This window comes from Hymenobacter koreensis (assembly GCF_039541855.1).
Classification (GTDB): domain Bacteria; phylum Bacteroidota; class Bacteroidia; order Cytophagales; family Hymenobacteraceae; genus Solirubrum; species Solirubrum koreensis.
On record NZ_BAABHA010000013.1, the window covers coordinates 85,970 to 104,904 of the forward strand.

Annotated in this window: 8 protein-coding genes; all 8 read left to right on the forward strand. The window is 55.0% G+C overall.

The genetic code is table 11. The features are described from left to right. Positions 1-31: 31 nt before the first annotated feature. Complete coding sequence (locus ABD903_RS18320) at positions 32-1,042, forward strand: DUF4007 family protein (protein ID WP_345226745.1); 1,011 nt, start codon at positions 32-34, stop codon at positions 1,040-1,042. Continuing rightward, entirely contained in the window at positions 1,035-4,502 is a 3,468-nt protein-coding gene (locus ABD903_RS18325) for a hypothetical protein (RefSeq protein WP_345226746.1), read from the forward strand. Before ABD903_RS18320 ends, ABD903_RS18325 begins: the two co-directional genes overlap by 8 nt. A 17-nt stretch (positions 4,503-4,519) precedes the next feature. Further along, a complete protein-coding gene (locus ABD903_RS18330) occupies positions 4,520-6,868 on the forward strand; it encodes a sensor histidine kinase (protein WP_345226748.1) in 2,349 nt (782 codons plus the stop codon). Positions 6,869-6,883: 15 nt separating this feature from the next. After that, complete coding sequence (locus tag ABD903_RS18335) at positions 6,884-8,866, forward strand: hypothetical protein (RefSeq protein WP_345226749.1); 1,983 nt, start codon at positions 6,884-6,886, stop codon at positions 8,864-8,866. Then, entirely contained in the window at positions 8,856-9,689 is an 834-nt protein-coding gene (locus tag ABD903_RS18340) for a phosphoadenosine phosphosulfate reductase family protein (RefSeq protein ID WP_345226751.1), read from the forward strand. Before ABD903_RS18335 ends, ABD903_RS18340 begins: the two co-directional genes overlap by 11 nt. Positions 9,690-9,911: 222 nt before the next feature. Next, a complete protein-coding gene (locus ABD903_RS18345; RefSeq protein ID WP_345226752.1) occupies positions 9,912-11,630 on the forward strand; it encodes a hypothetical protein in 1,719 nt (572 codons plus the stop codon). 62 nt (positions 11,631-11,692) lie between these two features. After that, positions 11,693-13,261 carry a hypothetical protein gene (locus ABD903_RS18350; protein ID WP_345226754.1) on the forward strand — a complete coding sequence of 523 codons (1,569 nt, stop codon included), beginning with the start codon at positions 11,693-11,695 and terminating at the stop codon, positions 13,259-13,261. Between the two features lie 12 nt (positions 13,262-13,273). Next, positions 13,274-18,589: an FtsK/SpoIIIE domain-containing protein gene (locus tag ABD903_RS18355; protein WP_345226756.1), complete on the forward strand. Its 5,316-nt coding sequence runs from the start codon at positions 13,274-13,276 to the stop codon at positions 18,587-18,589. The last annotated feature ends 346 nt before the right edge of the window (positions 18,590-18,935 follow it).

Below are 18,935 nucleotides of genomic sequence, written 5' to 3' on the forward strand. Positions count from 1 at the left end.
CCAACGCCTACCCGTTGACTAAATATAAATAATGCGTTTTAGATTTTCTGGTCACGAAAGCTTCCCGTGCCGTTACACTTGGCTGCCGAAGGCTTACCGGACTATTCACAACAACCCCTTGCTTTTTGCCGATGACAACCACGCCATGGTGCAGCTTGGCGTGGGCAAAAACATGGTCAAAGCCATTCGGTTCTGGGTGCAGGCCTTTGGCATTGCCGAGCAACGGCCCGAAGAGCGGGGCTTGTTCATCACTCCCTTTGGCCACGCCATCTTTCAGCCCGAAGGTGGCCAAGACCCATTTTTAGAGGATGTTCGGACGCTTTGGCTGCTACACTGGAAGATATCAACCATCGTTGCCGACCCGCTTTTTGCTTGGTATTTTTTGTTGAACCAGTGGCCCAACCCTGAGTTTTCCCGCACGGAAGTCATCGAAGCGTTTGGCATTGAGTCAGACCGGATGGACCGTTCGTTGTCGGACTTTACCAAAGAACAGCACTTTGATATTTTTCTGCACACCTACGTGCCGGTACGCGCCCGCAAGGGCAATGAAATCTTAGAAGAGAGCTTGGATTGCCCGTTAACCGAACTGCAGCTGTTGCTGCCAGCCGGAGAGCGGGCCATGGCCGAACCTGGTAAGCGGGAGCCGATTTATGCATTTCGACAGGATGGCAAACCCGACATTACCGGCCCGCTACTGGCCTATTGCTTGTTCGACTTTTGGCGCACTCACCGGCAACAAGAGGAGAGCTTGTCCTTTCGTGACGTGCACGCGCTGCCCGGTAGCGTGGGCCAAATTTTTAAATTATCGCAGCCGGACCTGCAAAGCCGGCTAAACAAACTGCACCAAGATTCGCAAGAGTTTTTTGAATACCGTGACTCGGCAGCTTTGCCTAAAATTCTGAAACATCGTGATTTAGATGAAGAAATGGAGGCAAGCCTGTTAATGGGCATTTATGGACAACCGGGCGATGCCTACCATAGGGTCCAGCTTCTGGCAGCGGCCCAACTCATTGTAGCGGAAGAGGAGGTACAACATGACTAAGACTGCCGCCACCAGCTTATTTGCCATTCATCATCGGTTCCTGCGTTCCACTCATTTGGAGCGCGACTGGAACGACCCTGAGGCCCTACAAAACTATACGCTCACCCCGCATGCACACCAGAGCCTCGTGCGTTTAGCCCAAGGGTTGCGCCCCAACTCCAGTCTGCGGGCCTGGCGCATCACGGGCGACTATGGTTCAGGCAAGTCGTCGTTCGCCCTGTTTGCAGCTACCCTGTTCTCACAGCCGATTACCAAGCTTCCACCGGCGCTACAAAAAGAGTTGCGCCACGTTGGTCCAGAATTACCCTTTGCTACTTCCCCAGCCCTATTGCCGGTGTTGGTGACCGGTAGTCGGGAGCCCATGGGCCAGGCCATCCTTCGCGCGCTGGCAATAGCCTTGCGCAACTTGGTAACTGACGGAGGGTTGTTTGCGCAGGTACAAGCAGCCAGCACTCTGGCCGAAGGAAATTCCGATGCAGTGGTGTTAGATTGGGTGCTGCGCGTTCATCGCTATGTAGTTACCACAAATCAGGCCCGGGGGATATTACTGGTATTGGACGAAGCTGGCAAGTTTTTAGAATATGCCGCTGAACGCCCCGACCAGCAAGACGTCTTCTTGTTGCAAGGACTGGCCGAAGCGGCCGCGCGCAGTGGCGAGGCCCCGCTGTTTGTGCTGGCGCTCTTGCACCAAGGCGTTAGCGCCTACGCCGAAGGCTTGGCTAAAAACCAGCAGCGTGAATGGGAAAAGGTAGCCGGCCGCTTCGAGGAGATTACTTGGTATCATCCCGTTGAGCAAGTTGCGGCACTGGTAGGCAATGCCCTGAATACGCAGCTTACGCAGGTTAAGAAACAAACCCTGGAACGTGCCCGAGTTGCCATGCAGGGCGTGCTGAAATTGCGGTGGTATGGAGTGGGCGTTGCTACCAAACCGTTGCTGGATATGGCGGCTTACATTTATCCGCTGCATCCGACGGTATTGCCCCCCCTAGTGCGATTATTTGCCAGCTTTGGGCAAAATGAACGGTCGCTGTATTCGTTTCTACTCAGCTCCGACCCGCACGGCCTTCAAGACTTCACGGCACGCACGGAAGGCAAAAAATTCTTCCGACTACACAATCTGTACGATTACGCCCGCACTGCGTTTGGCGGCCGGCTGGCGTCGCTTAGTTACCACTGGAAGGCCATTGACGGCATTGTCAATTCCTACCAGGGTGACCAGGAGCAGGAGCTAGAAGCGCTTAAAACGATTGGCCTGCTTAACTTATTGAACACCAGTGACCTGGTAGCATCTAAGCAGGTTCTGGCCTTGGCCCTGGAAGCCGCAGAAGAGCTGGACCAAACGCTTGACCGTTTGCAGGAGCTACACCTATTGTATTACCGGGGCTTAGGAGGCGGCTACTGTGTTTGGTCAACTTCGAGCGTTAACCTGGATGCGGCACGTGAGGAAGCGCAAAAAGCACTGGGACCCGCAACTAATTTGCCAGCTCTTATCCGGGACCGTCTAGAAATTAGGCCCCTTGTAGCGCGACGGCACTACATAAGTACGGGCAACCTGCGGTACTTTGAAGTGAAATACGTTGACGTCGCCTCCCTGGCCAGTGAGCTGAACACCTCTTCTGAAGCGGATGGGTACATTATTGTTCCCTTGTGCGAGACAAAAGCGGATGTTAACGCCGCTCGCAAGGTTATCATCGATTCGGCAATATCCCAGCGGCCTGACGTATTAGTAGCTGTTCCTCAGCCGTTGCGGGGGCTGGGGGCCTATCTGGATGAGTTACGACAGTGGGAATGGGTAGAGCGCTCCGTGGGAGAACTCCGCCATGACCGTTACGCCAGGGAGGAAGTTTCTCGCAAGCTGGCGTTGGCCCAGCAGGCGTTGGCTAAGCAATTACAAACGGGCATTGGCCTGCTCAACGCCGATGGGGAAGGGCACTTGACGTGGTACCGCCGCGGGCGGGTTGTGCCTAACCTCTACTCGGGGCGCGACGTGCTGGCGCTGTTGGCCAAGATTTGCGACGAAGTTTTCAACGAATCTCCCCGCGTTCATAATGAGTTAATCAATCGCCGGATACTGTCTTCAGCTGGGGCAGCGGCGCGTTTGCGTCTAAGCGAGAAGCTGTTCGAATCAGCCAACCGGCCATTGCTTGGGATGGACCCTGAAAAGCACCCTCCGGAAATGTCCATGTACTTGTCGGTGCTCCAGGAAGCGGGGCTACACCGGCAAGTCGAGGGCGAAAATCGGTGGGTGGTTACTCTACCCGACCAGCAATACGACGACGAGCACTGCCGGGTACTGCCGGCAATGAGCCGCATCCACGAGGTATTGCTGGAGGAACCCGACGCACGCGTACCGGTTACCGTGGTATTCGATGCGCTACGCCAAGCTCCCTACGGGGTGCGAGACGGATTAAGCCCCCTTCTGTTGGCCGTGTTTGCGGTGATTCACGAACAAGAATTGGCTTTTTACGAGGACGGTTCTTTTATTCCGCGGGTAACGGGTACCAACTTCCTGCGCCTAATAAAAGCGCCAGAGACATTCGAAGTACAGTATCATCCCATCACGGGGGTGCGCAACGACTTATTCCAGCGCTTGATTCAGGAGCTGGGGCTGCGCACGAAGGACAGCGACCGGGTGGACTTGCTTGATGTCGTAAAACCACTGCTGGTATTCACCGCTACGCTGCCGGACTACGCCCTTAAAACGACGCACTTGCTGCCCAAAACTCGTGCAGTCAGGTCCATTCTCGTGGTAACGGGTGACCCGGCGAAGCTAGTTTTCCATGATTTGCCTAAAGCGTGCGGACTGCCACCCATTGATGCTCACGCCACCCATGACGACCCAGCGCAGCTCTCCCGCATCGAGCAATTTGCCACTGCGTTGAAAGGGGCAGTCGACGAGCTACGAGCGGCCTATCCCAATTTGTTGGAAACTCTTCGGAGGCAGTTACTGAAAGGACTGCAGCAAACCAGTAGCTTTGAACAGGTCCGGCCGGCGCTGGCCAAGCGAGCCAAGGCGTTGGCTAATTTCGTTACGGAGCCACGGCTGAAGAGCTTCTGCTTGCGCTTGGCCGACACGAGCTTGGCGGAAACGCAGTGGTTGGAATCATTGGGCAACCTTGTGTGCGCGGTGCCGCCGGCCAAATGGCGTGATGCCGATGAGTACAAGTTTGAACAAGAAGTCCACAAGCTCAGCGCGCAGTTTCTACGAGTAGAAGCCGTGGTATTTAATGAATTGGGACCCTTGCAGGATGGAGAGTCGGTTCGTGTGGCACTAACCCACCCCGACGGCGAGGAACGCGACCAAGTAATTCACCTCGCCCCTGAGCAAGTAATCGAAATGCAAGGCTTGCAAGAGCAACTGCGCGACTTACTGACGAACCATGGCCAGGTAGGCATGGCCGCGGCTAGCCACGTGCTATGGGAAATGATGACTCCGGTCGTGGCTACCCCGCAAGTGTAGTTTGTTAAGCAACTGTAATGTCATTTAAAATTACCGCACGTACACTGTTACACCTCGGAGCTGAGTTAATCAGTTCTGATGCTGTTGCATTCTACGAGTTGATTAAAAACGCCTTTGACGCGCGCTCTCCGCGGGTTGATGTCTACGCATTTATCCACTTTGCACCGGAGGAACTGCTCAGGGCTCTGACCAAGATAGCTGCGTTGCAGAAGGCAAAAGCTTCCATTGAGCAAGCCGCGGCTATCCAGCAACAGATGTTGGCCAGTCTACAATATACTACAACTCAAGCCACGGCACTGGCTTTCGCTATTCGTAATGCGGAGTCGCTGGAGGAGTTGCACTCGACTCTTGAACAAGCCAACTACCTTGAGTTTCGCGACCGGGGAGAGGGCATGTCGCTGGCAGAACTGTCCGAGGTGTATTTAACTATTGGAACTCGTTCGCGGCGGCGCCAGCGCGCATCTCCTCCAGAACTGACCGCCGATGGTACTCCCCGGCCCATTCTTGGGGAGAAAGGCTTGGGGCGGCTGTCGGTGATGCGCTTAGGGGAAGGGCTTCTCGTGGAGACGAGCAAGCGCGGTGAAGCTCACTACAATGAATTGGCCATCGATTGGGGGCGGTTTTCGCATGATTCCGATGCACTCTTAGATTCAATCGACATTGAGCCAACAATTGGTAAACCCAAGCCCGACCCAGCACAGTCTGGTACGACCATCAAGGTGTACAAGCTACACGCCACGTGGAGCCGGGAGAAGTTGGAAGCTATTGCCCGAGAAGAGCTAAGTAAGTTCTTGGACCCGTTTTCGAAACAAAATCGCACGTTCATCAAGCTCTGGTTTAACGATAGCGCGATTGTCATTCCAAACATCGAACGGATTCTGTTCGAGAAGGCGCACGCGTACGTAGAGGCCAACTTTTCCTTCACTGACGGAGAAGCCCGTTTGACCGGCTCCATTGATTACCGTCTGGCAAACAAGCAAAAGACCTTCGCCTTGGCTGGTACTCACTTGCTTTCTACCACTGGCACTACCCCGGAAGAGTTGACGGCGCTGGGTCCATTTGCCATTAGCTTTCACTGGTACAACCGGGCGGTAGTGGAAGCCATGGACGGCATTGGCACCGTGACGGATGTCCGCAATCTTATTCGCCGGTGGGCCGGTGGTTTGATGGTATTTCGAGATGGGTTCCGGGTCAATCCCTACGGGGGGCCCGATGACGACTGGCTGCGTTTGGACCAGAAGGCGCTGGGGGCTCAGGGCTACAAAGTCAACCGGCGCCAGATAATTGGTAAGGTGGATATTTCTGCGTTCGATAATCCGGCCTTGCTTGACCAGACCAACCGGGAGGGCTTGCGTGACTGTCCTGAGAAAAGCACTTTGATACGGCTGCTTCAGTACATCATGTGGTCTGAATTCAAAGCTTTCTTGGACAAAGTGGATAAAGACCGTTTAACGAATCAGCCGCTTAATCTGAGTGATTTGGAAGTGCGCCTGGAGGCGAGTGAGCGTAAGCTGACTGAAAACCTGCAATTGTTGGTCCACAAGCACCCGGAAATAAAGGATGAGGAGGGGGCGCTGCAAGCCATCCGGGAGGCTTTTGGTAAAAGCCGCCGCTTGTTTAGCGACGCTCGAACCGTATTTGAATCCTATGAGCAGCGTCGTGATGAAACGCTGCACCTAGCTGCACTTGGCCTCATGGTGGACATCATTGCCCACGAGCTCAATCGTTCGACGGAGCACGCGCTAACCACACTTGGCACCTTCGATAAAAACGAACTACCAGCCCGGGCCAGTGCTTTGATAAAAACCTTGCAGTTGCAGCTAAAGACACTACAAACACGGCTAAAAGTACTGGACCCGCTAGGCCCAACAGGACGAAATCGCAAAGACAAATTTGACCTCCGCCAACTAGTCCACGACACGGTATCAGCTCACGAATCACAATTCAACCGCCACCACATTCAATGGGCTGTTGAAGCAGATTTCAATGGCCCTTGGACCATTAAAGCCGTGCCAGGCATGTTCGTTCAGATTTTGGAAAACTGCATTGCCAACTCGGTTTATTGGCTCAACATGGAGCAGAAATTACGCCCTGCCTTTTCAGCGCAGCTAACCGTCAGGTTAGACAAATCTACCAACTCTTTACTGTTCACAGATAACGGGCCGGGTATTCCCAAGGACAAGCAAGAAGAGATTTTTTGGCCTTTCTTCACCACCAAACCCCCGGGCGACGGCAAGGGCCTAGGCCTGTATATCTCGCGCGAAATTGCCCGTTACCATGGCGTCACCTTTTCCTTATCTCCCAAGTTTAGTGCACAAGAAGGCCGACTGAATACCTTCCAGCTTGATATATCCTCCTTGAACTAAGTCCGCTAGTTTTTCATGACTCCTTCTTCTACTCAACCGAACAGCTTCATCACCGGGCTATTGGCGACCAATAAAATGACGTTGGCAGCCGTCATTGATGATGCCTTTGACCCCATTCAAGAGAATGAGGTGACGGTGGACCAGATTCGCGAATTTCATCAAAACAATGAAACAGACGACACCTTTGAAACGCTACTCGCGGAGCTAGGCATCACCAAACCCGACGACGAAGAGTTGCAAGATGAGGAGCGCAGGACCGTATATCTCAATAATTTGTGGAGTGCCCGGACCGATTCAGCGCCACTGCGAGAACTATTGGGGAGCCTATTCCAAGCCCGATTTGAAAAGGATAAGGACTTGGCGCTTATATGCGAGAACTTAGAGAAGCTAGGGATTAAAGTGCATCGGTTTGGCTCTGATTTCACTGGTAGCGAATTCGTTACTGGTGAAAGTAGATTTTTCGACTTTGTCTTCATTGACTATTTTCTCGGCACCGACAACTCCGACGAAGCCGTACGCCTAGCAGAACAGAAAATAAAGGAAGTACACACGTGTTGTACCACCGCGCGCAAGCCGGTCACGGTGCTCATGTCGTCAAGCCCCGAAGCAGCTAAACATAAAGAACGGTTCCGCAAAAACGCGGAGTTGGTGGAAGGAGTATTTCGCTTCTCGGCTAAGTCAGAGCTAAAAGATGAACACATCCTTTCGTTAGTGGTAGGAGCCCTGGCAAAGGAATTCGCGCATAGTCATGAAATCCAGGCTTACGTGAAAGCCCTGTGTACTGCGGCAGAGGCCGCCCTAGCTCAGTTTCAGGAAGACGTGCGCTCGCTGAATGTGGAGGATTATGTGTTCATCCAAAACCAGGGGCTGGAAAAAGACGAACAACCACTGGGCGATTATGTGACGTGGTTGTACGGTTCGTATTGGGAGCAGCTGCTGATGCGCGACCAAACGCTACAAGCGCAGCAAAAAAAGCTCAATACGGTTTTTGAATCCAATTTTCCTATTCTGCACGGTCAGCCTTCGCCCAAACTAGCGGACATTTACATGAGTACGCTGTTTGAGGAACACAGCGACTCCGTTACCAATGCCCGGCAGCTAAAGAAGGCGAAAGAAGCAATTGCCGCCGCTACCGAAAGCCTGGAACCAGAGGCTATCCTAGCGCATATGAATAGCTCCCTGGAATTAAGTCTAGGGGATATATTCGTCAAATCGGAAACGGAGCCTATTTGGATGGTTATCAACGCACAGTGCGACTTGGCCCGGGCTTATCTGGCTCCGGGGCAAAGCATTCTGTTGGTACCGGGCAAGCTCGTGCCGTGGGCTACCGTTTTTGGTCAAAATGAGAACAGCATTCGAACCGAGTTTTTCCGAATTCACGATATCCCTTACCGCATTGTTTGGGATATCAAAAGCGTCATGTCCTGCCCATTTGATAAGGTGTGGGATTGGAAAATTAGAGGAGCCTACACCCGTCGTTTCCGCTTGAAGCTGCCTTTTGCCCTGGAAGTGCAACGTGCCTTTGCGACCAAACTGACCCGAATCGGTCTTCCAATTCCCCCACCCCTGACGAGTGCTGTTCAAATCGAGGTGTACCACCGGCTGAAATCTGGCAAGCCGTATCTGGTGTTGCCGCCTAGCACAACGTATGCTTCGCAGGTATGCACCAGAGGTTCTTCTAATTCGGTAGAAAGCAAATTGCTATTCACCCTTCCCTTCGCGCAACAGTTAGGGGCTGCCGTTCGGGCCCTAGCTGTGACGGCTGGAGCTGGTTTTACCCCGAGTGGCAATCAACAAACACATCCGTTGGTGGCCTTGGCTGAAAATTTTGATGAATGGTTTTTTAACTTGGCAGAAGAGCCGCATACTTTTCCTAAACCCGGCAAACTAGTATCGGTGGGAGGAAACGTATGGCTGGCGGTCGATTGGACCCCAACTACGACGGTCGATTGGACCAAGACCGCCTTACTCATAAATGTAGCTAGCAGTGGCAAATAAGATAACCGACCAAAAACCCCGGCATATTCTCAGCTTATCCGGCGGAAAAGACAGCGCCGCCTTGGCGTTCTACATGCGCGACCGAATTCCAGATATGGAATACGTCTTTCATGATACCGGCAAAGAACTGCCCGAGACCATTGCTTATTTGGCGCGCCTAGAAGCATTTCTGGGCAAGCCTATTCACAAAAGCACCGTTGAAAACGGGGATTTTATTGGTTTTGACCAGTTGCTAAAAATTTACGGCGGGATGCTGCCCTCTAGCCACCGCCGTTGGTGCACCCGCATGATGAAGCTTGTGCCCTTTGAGCGCTTCATTGGTGATGATTTTTGTTACAATTACGTGGGCTTGCGGGCCGACGAGAAACGCGATGGCTACATCAGTCACAAACCCAATATTGTTCCTGTATACCCCTTTCGAGAAGATGGGCTAGTAAAAGCTGACATCGAACGCATCCTGGAAGAATCAGGCTTAGGCATGCCCCCTTATACCGAATGGGGCCGGACCCGCTCGGGTTGTTTCTTCTGTTTTTACCAGCAGAAGATTGAGTGGGTTCGCCTAAAAGCGGCGCATCCGGACTTGTTCGAGCAAGCCAAAGCGTATGAGAAGCCTGGTAAAAAAGCTACTGACACCTTTTATTGGTGCGGCAACGAACCCTTGGCTGAACTGGAAAAGCCTGAGCGCATGGAGCAAATTCGCCGGGAGCACGCAGCTTCACAGGAACGTGCACGTCGCAATGCTCCCAACAAAACGCTGCTGAATATTTTAGGTGGGGTAGATGACTACGAGGAAAAGACAGGGTGCCTTATTTGTCAACTATAGTTTCCCAATCTTTCCATTATTTACGTGGCTAATCCGATTCCTAGCGCACCAGGTGCGGTAACAACCAGTAGATCAAAGGACGCAGCTAGCAACTGGGTCCGTTTTGTGCGCAAATACGGTCCAATTCCAGCAAACGACTCCGCTTTTGAGGAACATACCGGCCGTGCCGCTAAACGTGCTGGCGTCACCCCCATTTCTTTCCCCCATCCCCGTTTCGCCGAGGTGCTCGCTTGCCTAACCGGTGAGTCGCTGGTCTCCGTGATTCTAACCGGTACGGCCGGTGACGGTAAAACACACCTGTGCAGTAAGATCTGGGAACATCTGCAAGGCGAAGCAGCCGTGTGGGCCTCGAACAATCCCTATATCAACCTGACGCTTCCCTCGGGCACTACCCTGCATGTTATTCGGGATTTGAGCGCCTGGGTTCCGCCCCAAGGGGCTGAGTGGGAGCTCGACGCTCGCAACTTGCTAGAGCAGTTTTCCGATGGCCTGTTCTCGGCCCAGACATCAGACTACTTCCTCATCGCCGCTAACGACGGCCAGCTGATTGAAACCTGGCGCCGGTTACCGGATTCACCCGCCGTCAGCAAAGCCCGCGCTTTGTTTGAGCAGCTCCTGGTGGAAGATCAGGAGGAGCAGCCCGGCGTAGCCCTCCGATTTTTCAACTTGTCGCGCGGTTCCTCTGCGCAGCTCTTTGATTGTGCCGTGGATGCATTCTTGAATCACCCGGGGTGGAAGCTATGCTTTGAAGGAGAGAACGGGGAATCCGTGGCGTTCGGACCGAAATCACCCATTCGGCGCAACTATGAGTTGCTGCAAACTCCGCTGCTGCAGCAGCGCCTGCGGGACTTGCTGGAACTTTGTGACTACAATGACTTGCACATTCCCATCCGGGAGATTCTAGCCTTGCTGGTGAACGCCGTGCTGGGTCATTCAGGGAACACGTGCAAAGACCATCTGATGGTGCCGGCGGATGTGCCCCGCATCATTGCGGAGGGCTCCGTGGCCAAAGCCAGCATCTATAACAACTTAATTGGCGGCAACCTGCGCGAAAGCCGCCGGGAAAGCATCGGCGTCTTCAACTACCTGGACCGTTTTCGGCTGGGGCATGAGACAACCAACCGCATCGACTCCATTCTGATCTTTGGGGAAGCCGATGAGGCACTCCAGTCCTACTACGATCAGTACCTGGGTAGCGACACCTTCTACGGGGCGGACGCCAGTTACCGCAAGGCCCAAAGCGACTACGTAGAGTCGGCCGATGAGGACCTGAGCAACAGTCGTTTTCTGGAGATGCTAGTTGTGCAGCGCCGCGCCCTATTCTTTAAAATACCCACCAAGGAGGCCACTGACCTGCACTTGTGGGACCTGACGGTCTTCCGGTTCGCAGGCGAATACTTGGAGAGAGTCGTGCGCACCGTTCACCCCAACCTCAAAGGACGAGTGGACCGGCACATCGTCAGCCGGTTGGTCCGAGGCCTGAACCGGGTGATTGTGGGCATGCTCATCAACGATGACCGCAAGCTATGCCTGGGCACGAGCCTGCAGTCCACTGGCGCCAAGGTGTCCCGGATTTACGAAGACTCCATCTCCGTGGTCCCCAGCAAGGGCGAACGGGTGGAAATTGTCTGGCAGGGAAATAAGCCCGCGCTGCAGGTCACGCTCAGCGAGCAAATCAGCGAAGTATTTCCCTTGAATCTGGTGCGCTACGAGTTCCTCTCCCGCGTGGCGGAGGGGGCCCTGCCCAGCAGCTTTTCAAAGGAATGCTACGAGGACGTTCTCTCGTTCAAAAGTCGCCTGCTCACGGCCCTCAAAAAGCGCCGCAAAGCGGAAGCGGTGGAAGGGGACGAGTTTATTCTCAGTTTTCAACGACTGCGCTTGGATGAGAATGGCAACCCGGAGCACCGCACCATCCAGCTGAACTTGCCGGCCACTCCCTAGCCTTTTTATCAGCCCTCGAGTCTCTCCGTTCGGGGCACTATGCCCCTCTGTCGTTATTGCCTATGCCCCTACCTCTCCTCTCCGATTCCGACTTGCTGGTTGCCCGACCGCCCAAAGGGCACTACACCCGCATGCTGTTCTGGCTGGATGAACAGATCTGGGGGCACCGGGTGTACCCGCAAACGCCCTGGCTTATGTTCCTGGAGTTCCTAACGGTAGCGGAGTATTTTTTCCGGGAGGGCAGCTTACTGCAGGAGCCGGACTCCTACCCCGCGTTGGTGTATCAGCCACGCAGGCGCATGCGCCTGCGCAACATTCTCTGGAACAACGAGCTGATTAAAAGCCTGGAAGACGAGAAGCTGGATTCCAACACCACGTGGAACAGATGGCTGGAGTGGATGAAGGAAAACGCGATGCACGTGACCGATACCGACTTTTCGTATTTGAAAGGCCGCTTCGAGCGCTTCAGCGACTTCGCCTTTTTAGTGGGCATGCTGCGGGACGCCTCGGTGGAAAGCGAGAGCAACAAGCGGTGGACGTCCCGTTTTCTCTTTCCCTTTGGAGCCAACGCTATCTACGAGGACCAGGACCTAAAAGGAGACCGGGATTTCAACAACTTCACCCGAACCGGGGAGTTGCTTTACCTGATGCTGTGCCGCAGCGACGTCGCTGACTCCCTACGGCCTTACCTGCACGACTTCTTGAAGGGTGACAACGAGTGGAACCAGCTGCTGACGGTGCTGGAGCGCGAGCCGGAAAAAGGCGACGAAGAGCGCAAACACAGCTATTTGCCTTACAAGCAGCATCCGTGCTTCGACGCACTGGGTCAGGACTGGCTTAACCTTTTCCAGCTGGGGTTACCCAACTTTGATGTGCTCAACCACCTGGTCACCCTGGGGGCTTTTCACGTGCTGTTGTACCAGTTGCACGTAGCCGCTGAGTGGACCGGCAAAGCCGAACGCCTCACGTTTCTGTGTGAGGTAGTCGCGCCTAAAAAGACGCTCGTTCGGGAAGTTTCCATCATTAATTTCCAGGAAAACAACGGGCTGTCCGGCGACGCGGTTCAGGCCTACATCACCCGCATTCAGCAGTCGGAGGCCTGGCAGCAAGCCTTGCAACTGCATACGCCGGCGGATGTGTTTGACGCTTGCCAGCAGGTACTTCAAAAAGAGATTTGGTGGGACGATGCGGCCGATTACGACCGCAGCCACGACCCGGATGAACTGCTGGATTACTTGCGGGAAAAGGCGCAGGTTCGCCATCAGCAGCACGCCGGAGAAGTTCACCGCACCCTGGGACGCCTGATTGGCTTAGTATCCCGGCGTGGCACCAATAAATACCGCTACGCCCCGACCGACGGCCTACTCAAGACCTTGATTTTCGCCAACGTGCCGCATCGCATGGAGCTCAAGGAATTCTTCCAGGTCCTTTACTCGCGCTACGGCCTCGTCTTCAGTGAGCGGGAAGCGGCGTTGGTGATTGCCGAAGAGGAATACGATCCAAAACCCTTCGCCGCGAACGCTGCCCGCTTAGAATCGCGCTTAAATAGTTTGGGCCTGTTGCGCCGCTTGTCGGACGGTTGTGCCTACGTGATTAATCCCAATGGCCACGTATCCCAGGGCCACGCCTAATTAGTACGTATTATGGAAACGAGTACGCTCAGCGCCGGTCCGTCGGAAGAAACCACCTTTACGACGGCTACCCTCATCGGCCAGGTGGCGACCCTTTACCTGGCCCAACGCATTCAGGGCAGTGAAGGAGAGACAGGCACCGCGCGTTTTATTCTGGATCAGCTAAAGGGGGAGCAGATGGCCGCCATTGCCCGGGCTATTTTGGACCACGGGCAGCTGGTGAACCTGGTGGAAATTCAGCTTCCGCAGGCGCAATTGCTGCCTTACGTAGCCGAATACAACTTACCCGAGCACATTCTCACCACGCAGCGGGCCACATATCTCCGCAATGCGGATTGTGAGCGGCCCGCGCTGCTACTGGCCAATACCGGGGATGACGAAGCGCAGTCCCTGAATCTGATTGAGCCCATCGGCTCGGCCGTCCTGCTGGCGCAAGCGGAACTGTGGGTACAAGTAGCGGCCACCGGCCTGAAGCTGGCCGACGAGCAAATCGACGTGTGGGGCCGGGTGCTACGGGCCCTCATGGAGCTCAGCATTCGTTCCCTACCCCACGTGGCCGAGTACGTGCTGCGCACCCGACGCGAAGTGGAAGAGGGGGCCCCGCTGCTCGCGGCCCTGGGCGCGGCTTTGCCCGCGCTGGCCATGCCGCGCGACACCAGCATGTTTATCGGGCTACCCGAAAAATTCCACCGGCACGTTTCCCGGTGGAAGCTCTTCTTTCTGGACGCGCACAAGAAACGTGCTCCCTATCTCCGGAAACAGACTCCGGCCCAGACCCTGCTCACCTCGGCGAACTTGCGCGCCGCCTTTGCAAAAGTCCGTGAAGGCATGCCCGAGGCGCATTACCCGGTGATTGAGGCTTTCATCGCGGCCGATAGCCAGTGGAATGAAGCGGCTAAGGCGTTGGCTGAAATTGAATGGGAACAGGTAAGGCCGCTTTTTGATGGCCTACGCCGCGAAAAACTCAACTTAGGCAAGCTCACGCAAAATTTCTTTGACGACAAAGACGACGACCTGCTATCCAACGACGAGCGGGAGTACCTGAAAGGGCTCGCGGAGCGCAATTCTTCCACGGCCACCGACGAAGACCGGCTTTTTTACGACCTGCACCGGCATCAAATTGGCGAAAACCGGCATTTGAAAGCCGGGTGGGACAAGTTCGCCTTCGGACGGCCCCACGAAAACGAGGATTTCCTAACGGGGCTGGCGCTGTGTTTGGAGCGTCTTACCGTGGAAGACTACAGCACCAACCGCCGGTTGAAAATTCGACTGGATGCCAAAAGCAAGGGCGACCTGAAGAAGCTGAATACCGAGGCCGGCCTATACTTTGCGACCCGCTACAACGGCCTGCGGGAGCTGCTGGGCAGCCAAGTAGAATGGGAAGTTGGCGAGTTGCTGAACTTTCCAGCCCTGCTGGAGGAATGGCGCAAATCCCCCAAGTATTCCCGTAACCGCTCGGAGGCGAAAGCAGCCTTGCAACTCAAGTTTACGCTGGAGCTGCAAATGGACTCGGTGACCCAAGGCCAGGCCAGCGGTTCCACGGCATCCGCCACACAGCTAATCTGGACTTTCAATCCCATCAAAGTCACGCGGGAGTTTGCCGCGGACTGGGGGCGCCTGCGGGAGCACCCCCTGGTCCTATGCACCGCGTGGCGAGAAGCCGTTAGCGCCAAAGGCCGCTTTCAATCGGTCAACATCAACGATGTGCGCACCCTAGTGCCCGCCTTTGGGCAAAACCGGGGCTCCTTCGTGGGTACTTACAAAGCCGCCAACAACCTTGCCACCCGCTGGGAAGCCAACCTGAAACTGGCCCTGGCCGAAGAGATGGTATCGTCAGCGGTCGAAAAAGAGCTTAAAGAGCTGTGGCGCAGCTTTAAAACGGCTTATACGGGAGCCATTGAAGGGTTCCTCCAGCAAGGGCTCGCCACCGAAGCCCTGCGCGAACAGGCAGAACGGTACGCCGAATTGCTGCTGGCAGTGTGTGAGAAAGCCGTCGGCGACCGTAACCGCACCCTGCTGCTGCAACCCCTGCTGCGCATCGGTTCCGTTTCCGTAGCAGGCGACGCGCCCACTGAAATCATCACGCCCTGGCATCCTTTGCGAATGGTTTCCCTGTACGTGAAAGCCCGCCGGGTACGAGACCTGCTCAAAGCTTATCTGACGGAAGAAGAAGTTCGGTTTGGCGATGCCGGGCGGTTATTTTTCAAAGATCTACGGGAGGAACTGGCCCATCCGTTTTACCCGGAGGTGGTTCTCGGACGCTACGACAGCAAGCCCGAGTTACTGGCCCTGAGTGATACCTGCGGCGACTATACCCTGCATGAATCGCCCGTGGCCACGGACACCGAGACGAGCGATAACCCTACTGAGTCGTCGAAGCGGGTAGCCGAGTTAGTGGCCCGCTACCTGGCCCTGCAACCGCACGAGAGCGCCAACTTATCGGTGGTGCTCTACGACTGCGATTCCGCGCGCTTACCTCAAGCGGTGGTGGATCGCATCGGTGCCATGCACGAGGAAGAGGAAGACGTGCGGTGTCAAATCGTACTGCGTCACCACGACCCCAAGAAGCTGCATCCTCTCTACGAACGTATTGTAGAGGCCTCCGACTCCGACCCAGACGCGTACAGTACCAGCGAAGCCACCCGTGACTTCATGGCGCGCCTGCGCATTGGCATCTCAGCCGACCAGGCGCCCGCCCCCAACGAGCACGAGGGGCCGCCCAATGACATTGTGTTCCTGCAGGACGTCATTGCCCGCCACGCCACGGTCGACTGGTACATAGAGAATGCGCACGTGGTGCCGCTAATGGAGCTAGTACCGGCGCACTGGTCGCGCCGCCGGCCGGCCCCCACAGGAGACATGAAGTCCGTGGTGTACTTATGCTGTCCGGCTCAGACTCGGGAGGGCTGGGCTTATCTAACGGCCATCACTACGTTCGTGAAGGGAAACTGGGACCAGGATACCACCCGGCGTTTGCTGCCCGCACGCCAACTGGATTTCCAGGACCAGAAGATGAGCCACATCTTCGAGGAAACGCATAACCTGGGGCACTGGGTCGTTAATTACGATGAGTTGCTGGACCGCCGCCAGTTGGTCGACCGCAAGGTGCGCGTTATCCGCTACAAGCAGTCGTCTACTCAGGGACGCAGCCTGATCGTCTCCTCGACGGCCTCCCTAGGGTTATTGCAGTCCATGGTGCAACGACGCATCGCTAGCCTGGATTTAGGCCTGGATAAGCCGGCCCAACAGAGCTTGACTGAGCGCTTCATTGCCGAAGCCAACAAGATTTCCGGTGACATCGTGCTGCGGGCCGCCCGCCGCGGACGCAGCGCCAGTGAACTGATGGGCGTGGTACTCAGCTGCTTTTTGATCCGGCAGGAAGTGCACACCTATTTGGGCGGCGAAAAAGGCCACTTTGGCTGGTACTTCCTCGACGATTATGCCGAATGGTTGGGTCAGCGAGAAGAGCAGCTCGCCGACATCCTTATGCTTAGTCCCAGCCGGGGTGAAAACGGGGAGTTGCGTTTGACCATTATTGTCGGTGAAGCCAAGTTTATCGACCGTGGCGGCCTGATTGCCGGGGCACGTACTTCCCGCAACCAGCTGCGAGACACCCTTAAACGCATAAACGAAGCCTTGTTTGGCGCCCCAGAGCGGTTAGACCGGGCACTATGGCTGGCCCGCTTATCCGATCTGATACTGGACGGGGTGCAGTTTCCTGCCGGAGCAGGGATCAACCTTGCGGACTGGCGCTTGGCTATTCGCCAAGGAAAGTGCCACATTAGTGTGCGGGGGTATTCGCACGTCTTCATCTCCGGTCCGGAGAATGAGCCAACCGATGCTGATTTCAGCCAGATTACCGAAGTAGACAACGCCTACCAGGAAATCTTCTCGCTTGACCAAGTGCGAGAGCTGGTTCATTGTTACCGCACAAAGCAAGACCCCATGCCCGTGCGCGCGGCCAACGGCGACCCCAGCATTTGGGCCAGCCAAACGTTTGTGCAGCCCGCAGCCGGTGCTCCTTCGGTAACAATTACTGCAGCCGCGGGTGGTAGTGAAGCATCGTTACCGGGAAATGGTACGTCCTCCCCTCCCCAAGTTCCTGCTCCGCCCGCCGTGCCAGCGACGGTTGTCAGTACGCCCACTGATGTAGTTGTTTTGCCGACTATGAATCCGCGCTGGGCTTACCCAGCTATTGAGCAGCTACTCCCCCAATCTAACCAAGTGCAGCCCGAAGCCCTGGCTGACTTGGAATGGCTGAACGCAACCGCACTGCGCACGAAAGCCGCCTTGCAGGGTTTTAACCTGCATGCGAAACTGCAGCAAAGCAAACTCACACCAAATGCCGCGCTGCTTACTTTCCAAGGCAACGCTAATCTTACGGTTGACCAAGTGGTGAAGCGGCAGGTAGAGTTTAAAACTACGTACGGCTTGAGCGTTGTATCCGTGCGCCCGGAGTCCGGGGCCATTTCGCTTGCCATTGAGCGGCCCCAGCGCCAAGTGGTTCGACTGGAGGATATCTGGAGCCGGTGGCATCCGGACTCTGCACATGGCAACCAAACGCTTGCCATCGCCATTCGGGAGGACAATGGTGAAATTCTAACGCTTTCACCTCAACGCAACGCCCCTCATACCCTGATTGCTGGCACCACCGGCAGCGGCAAGTCCGTGCTGGTGCAGAACATCATCTTGTGCATTGCCGCTACCAACACCCCTAAGCAAGCGCAGATGATCATTATTGACCCAAAGCTTGGGGTAGACTATTTTGCGCTGGAGCCACTGCCTCACATCAAGGGGGGCAGCATCATCGTCGAGCAAGAACAAGCGTTGGAAGAGCTTCTGGCGTTAGTCGACGAAATGGAAGCCCGCTACAAATTGTTCCGTGAGGCTCGCGCAGCGAATATCGCTGCGTACAATAAAAAGGTAGAGGAAGAAAAACGCTTACCTGTCATCTGGCTCATTCATGATGAATTTGCCGACTGGATGCAGGTGGACGAATACAAGCAGCAAGTAACCAGCGTAGTGTCTCGCTTGGGGGTAAAAGCCCGGGCGGCAGGTATCTACCTGGTCTTTGCCGCACAACGTCCCGATGCGAATGTGATGCCCATGCAATTGCGCACGAACCTGGGAAACCGGCTTATTCTAAAAGTTGACTCCGAGGGGACTTCCGAAATTGCTTTAAGTCAAAAAGGTGCTGAACGCCTCTTGGGTAAGGGCCATTTGTTAGCTAAACTTGAAGGAGAATCCGATTTGGTGTTTAGCCAAGTACCTTTCATTCAAGAAGAGGTAATTGATCAAATTGTGGGTATAACAAACGCGCTTACATAATATCAGCCTAACAAACTAGTAGTTAAACTACATCTGAACGACATAAATGAATGGCATACTGACAGGCCCGAAGTAAAGGACTGGTAAAAACGAATCGTAGCGTGTCAGGTAGCGCATAACTCCTTTTGGTGGCAGCCTAATGGTAAGCGAGGCCAACAGACAGTGGCTTTGAATGCTCCATTTTAGGAGCCAAGCTCGTACGACCACTACGCCGAAATGGCCAAGCGCTGAAGCGGGAAAAGCACCCGCTTCAGCTGCACAATACCATTCCTCAATCTATCCTTTTAGCATACCTGATTTGTTTCCTTTTTGAGGTTTCGCTATCGTGGAGCACATTCTTAATAGT

Coding starts and splice junctions, on each gene's coding strand:
- ABD903_RS18320 (WP_345226745.1), top strand. CDS start 32: ATGCGTTTTAGATTTTCTGGTCACGAAAGCTTCCCGTGCCGTTACACT.
- ABD903_RS18325 (WP_345226746.1), top strand. CDS start 1,035: ATGACTAAGACTGCCGCCACCAGCTTATTTGCCATTCATCATCGGTTC.
- ABD903_RS18330 (WP_345226748.1), top strand. CDS start 4,520: ATGTCATTTAAAATTACCGCACGTACACTGTTACACCTCGGAGCTGAG.
- ABD903_RS18335 (WP_345226749.1), top strand. CDS start 6,884: ATGACTCCTTCTTCTACTCAACCGAACAGCTTCATCACCGGGCTATTG.
- ABD903_RS18350 (WP_345226754.1), top strand. CDS start 11,693: ATGCCCCTACCTCTCCTCTCCGATTCCGACTTGCTGGTTGCCCGACCG.
- ABD903_RS18355 (WP_345226756.1), top strand. CDS start 13,274: ATGGAAACGAGTACGCTCAGCGCCGGTCCGTCGGAAGAAACCACCTTT.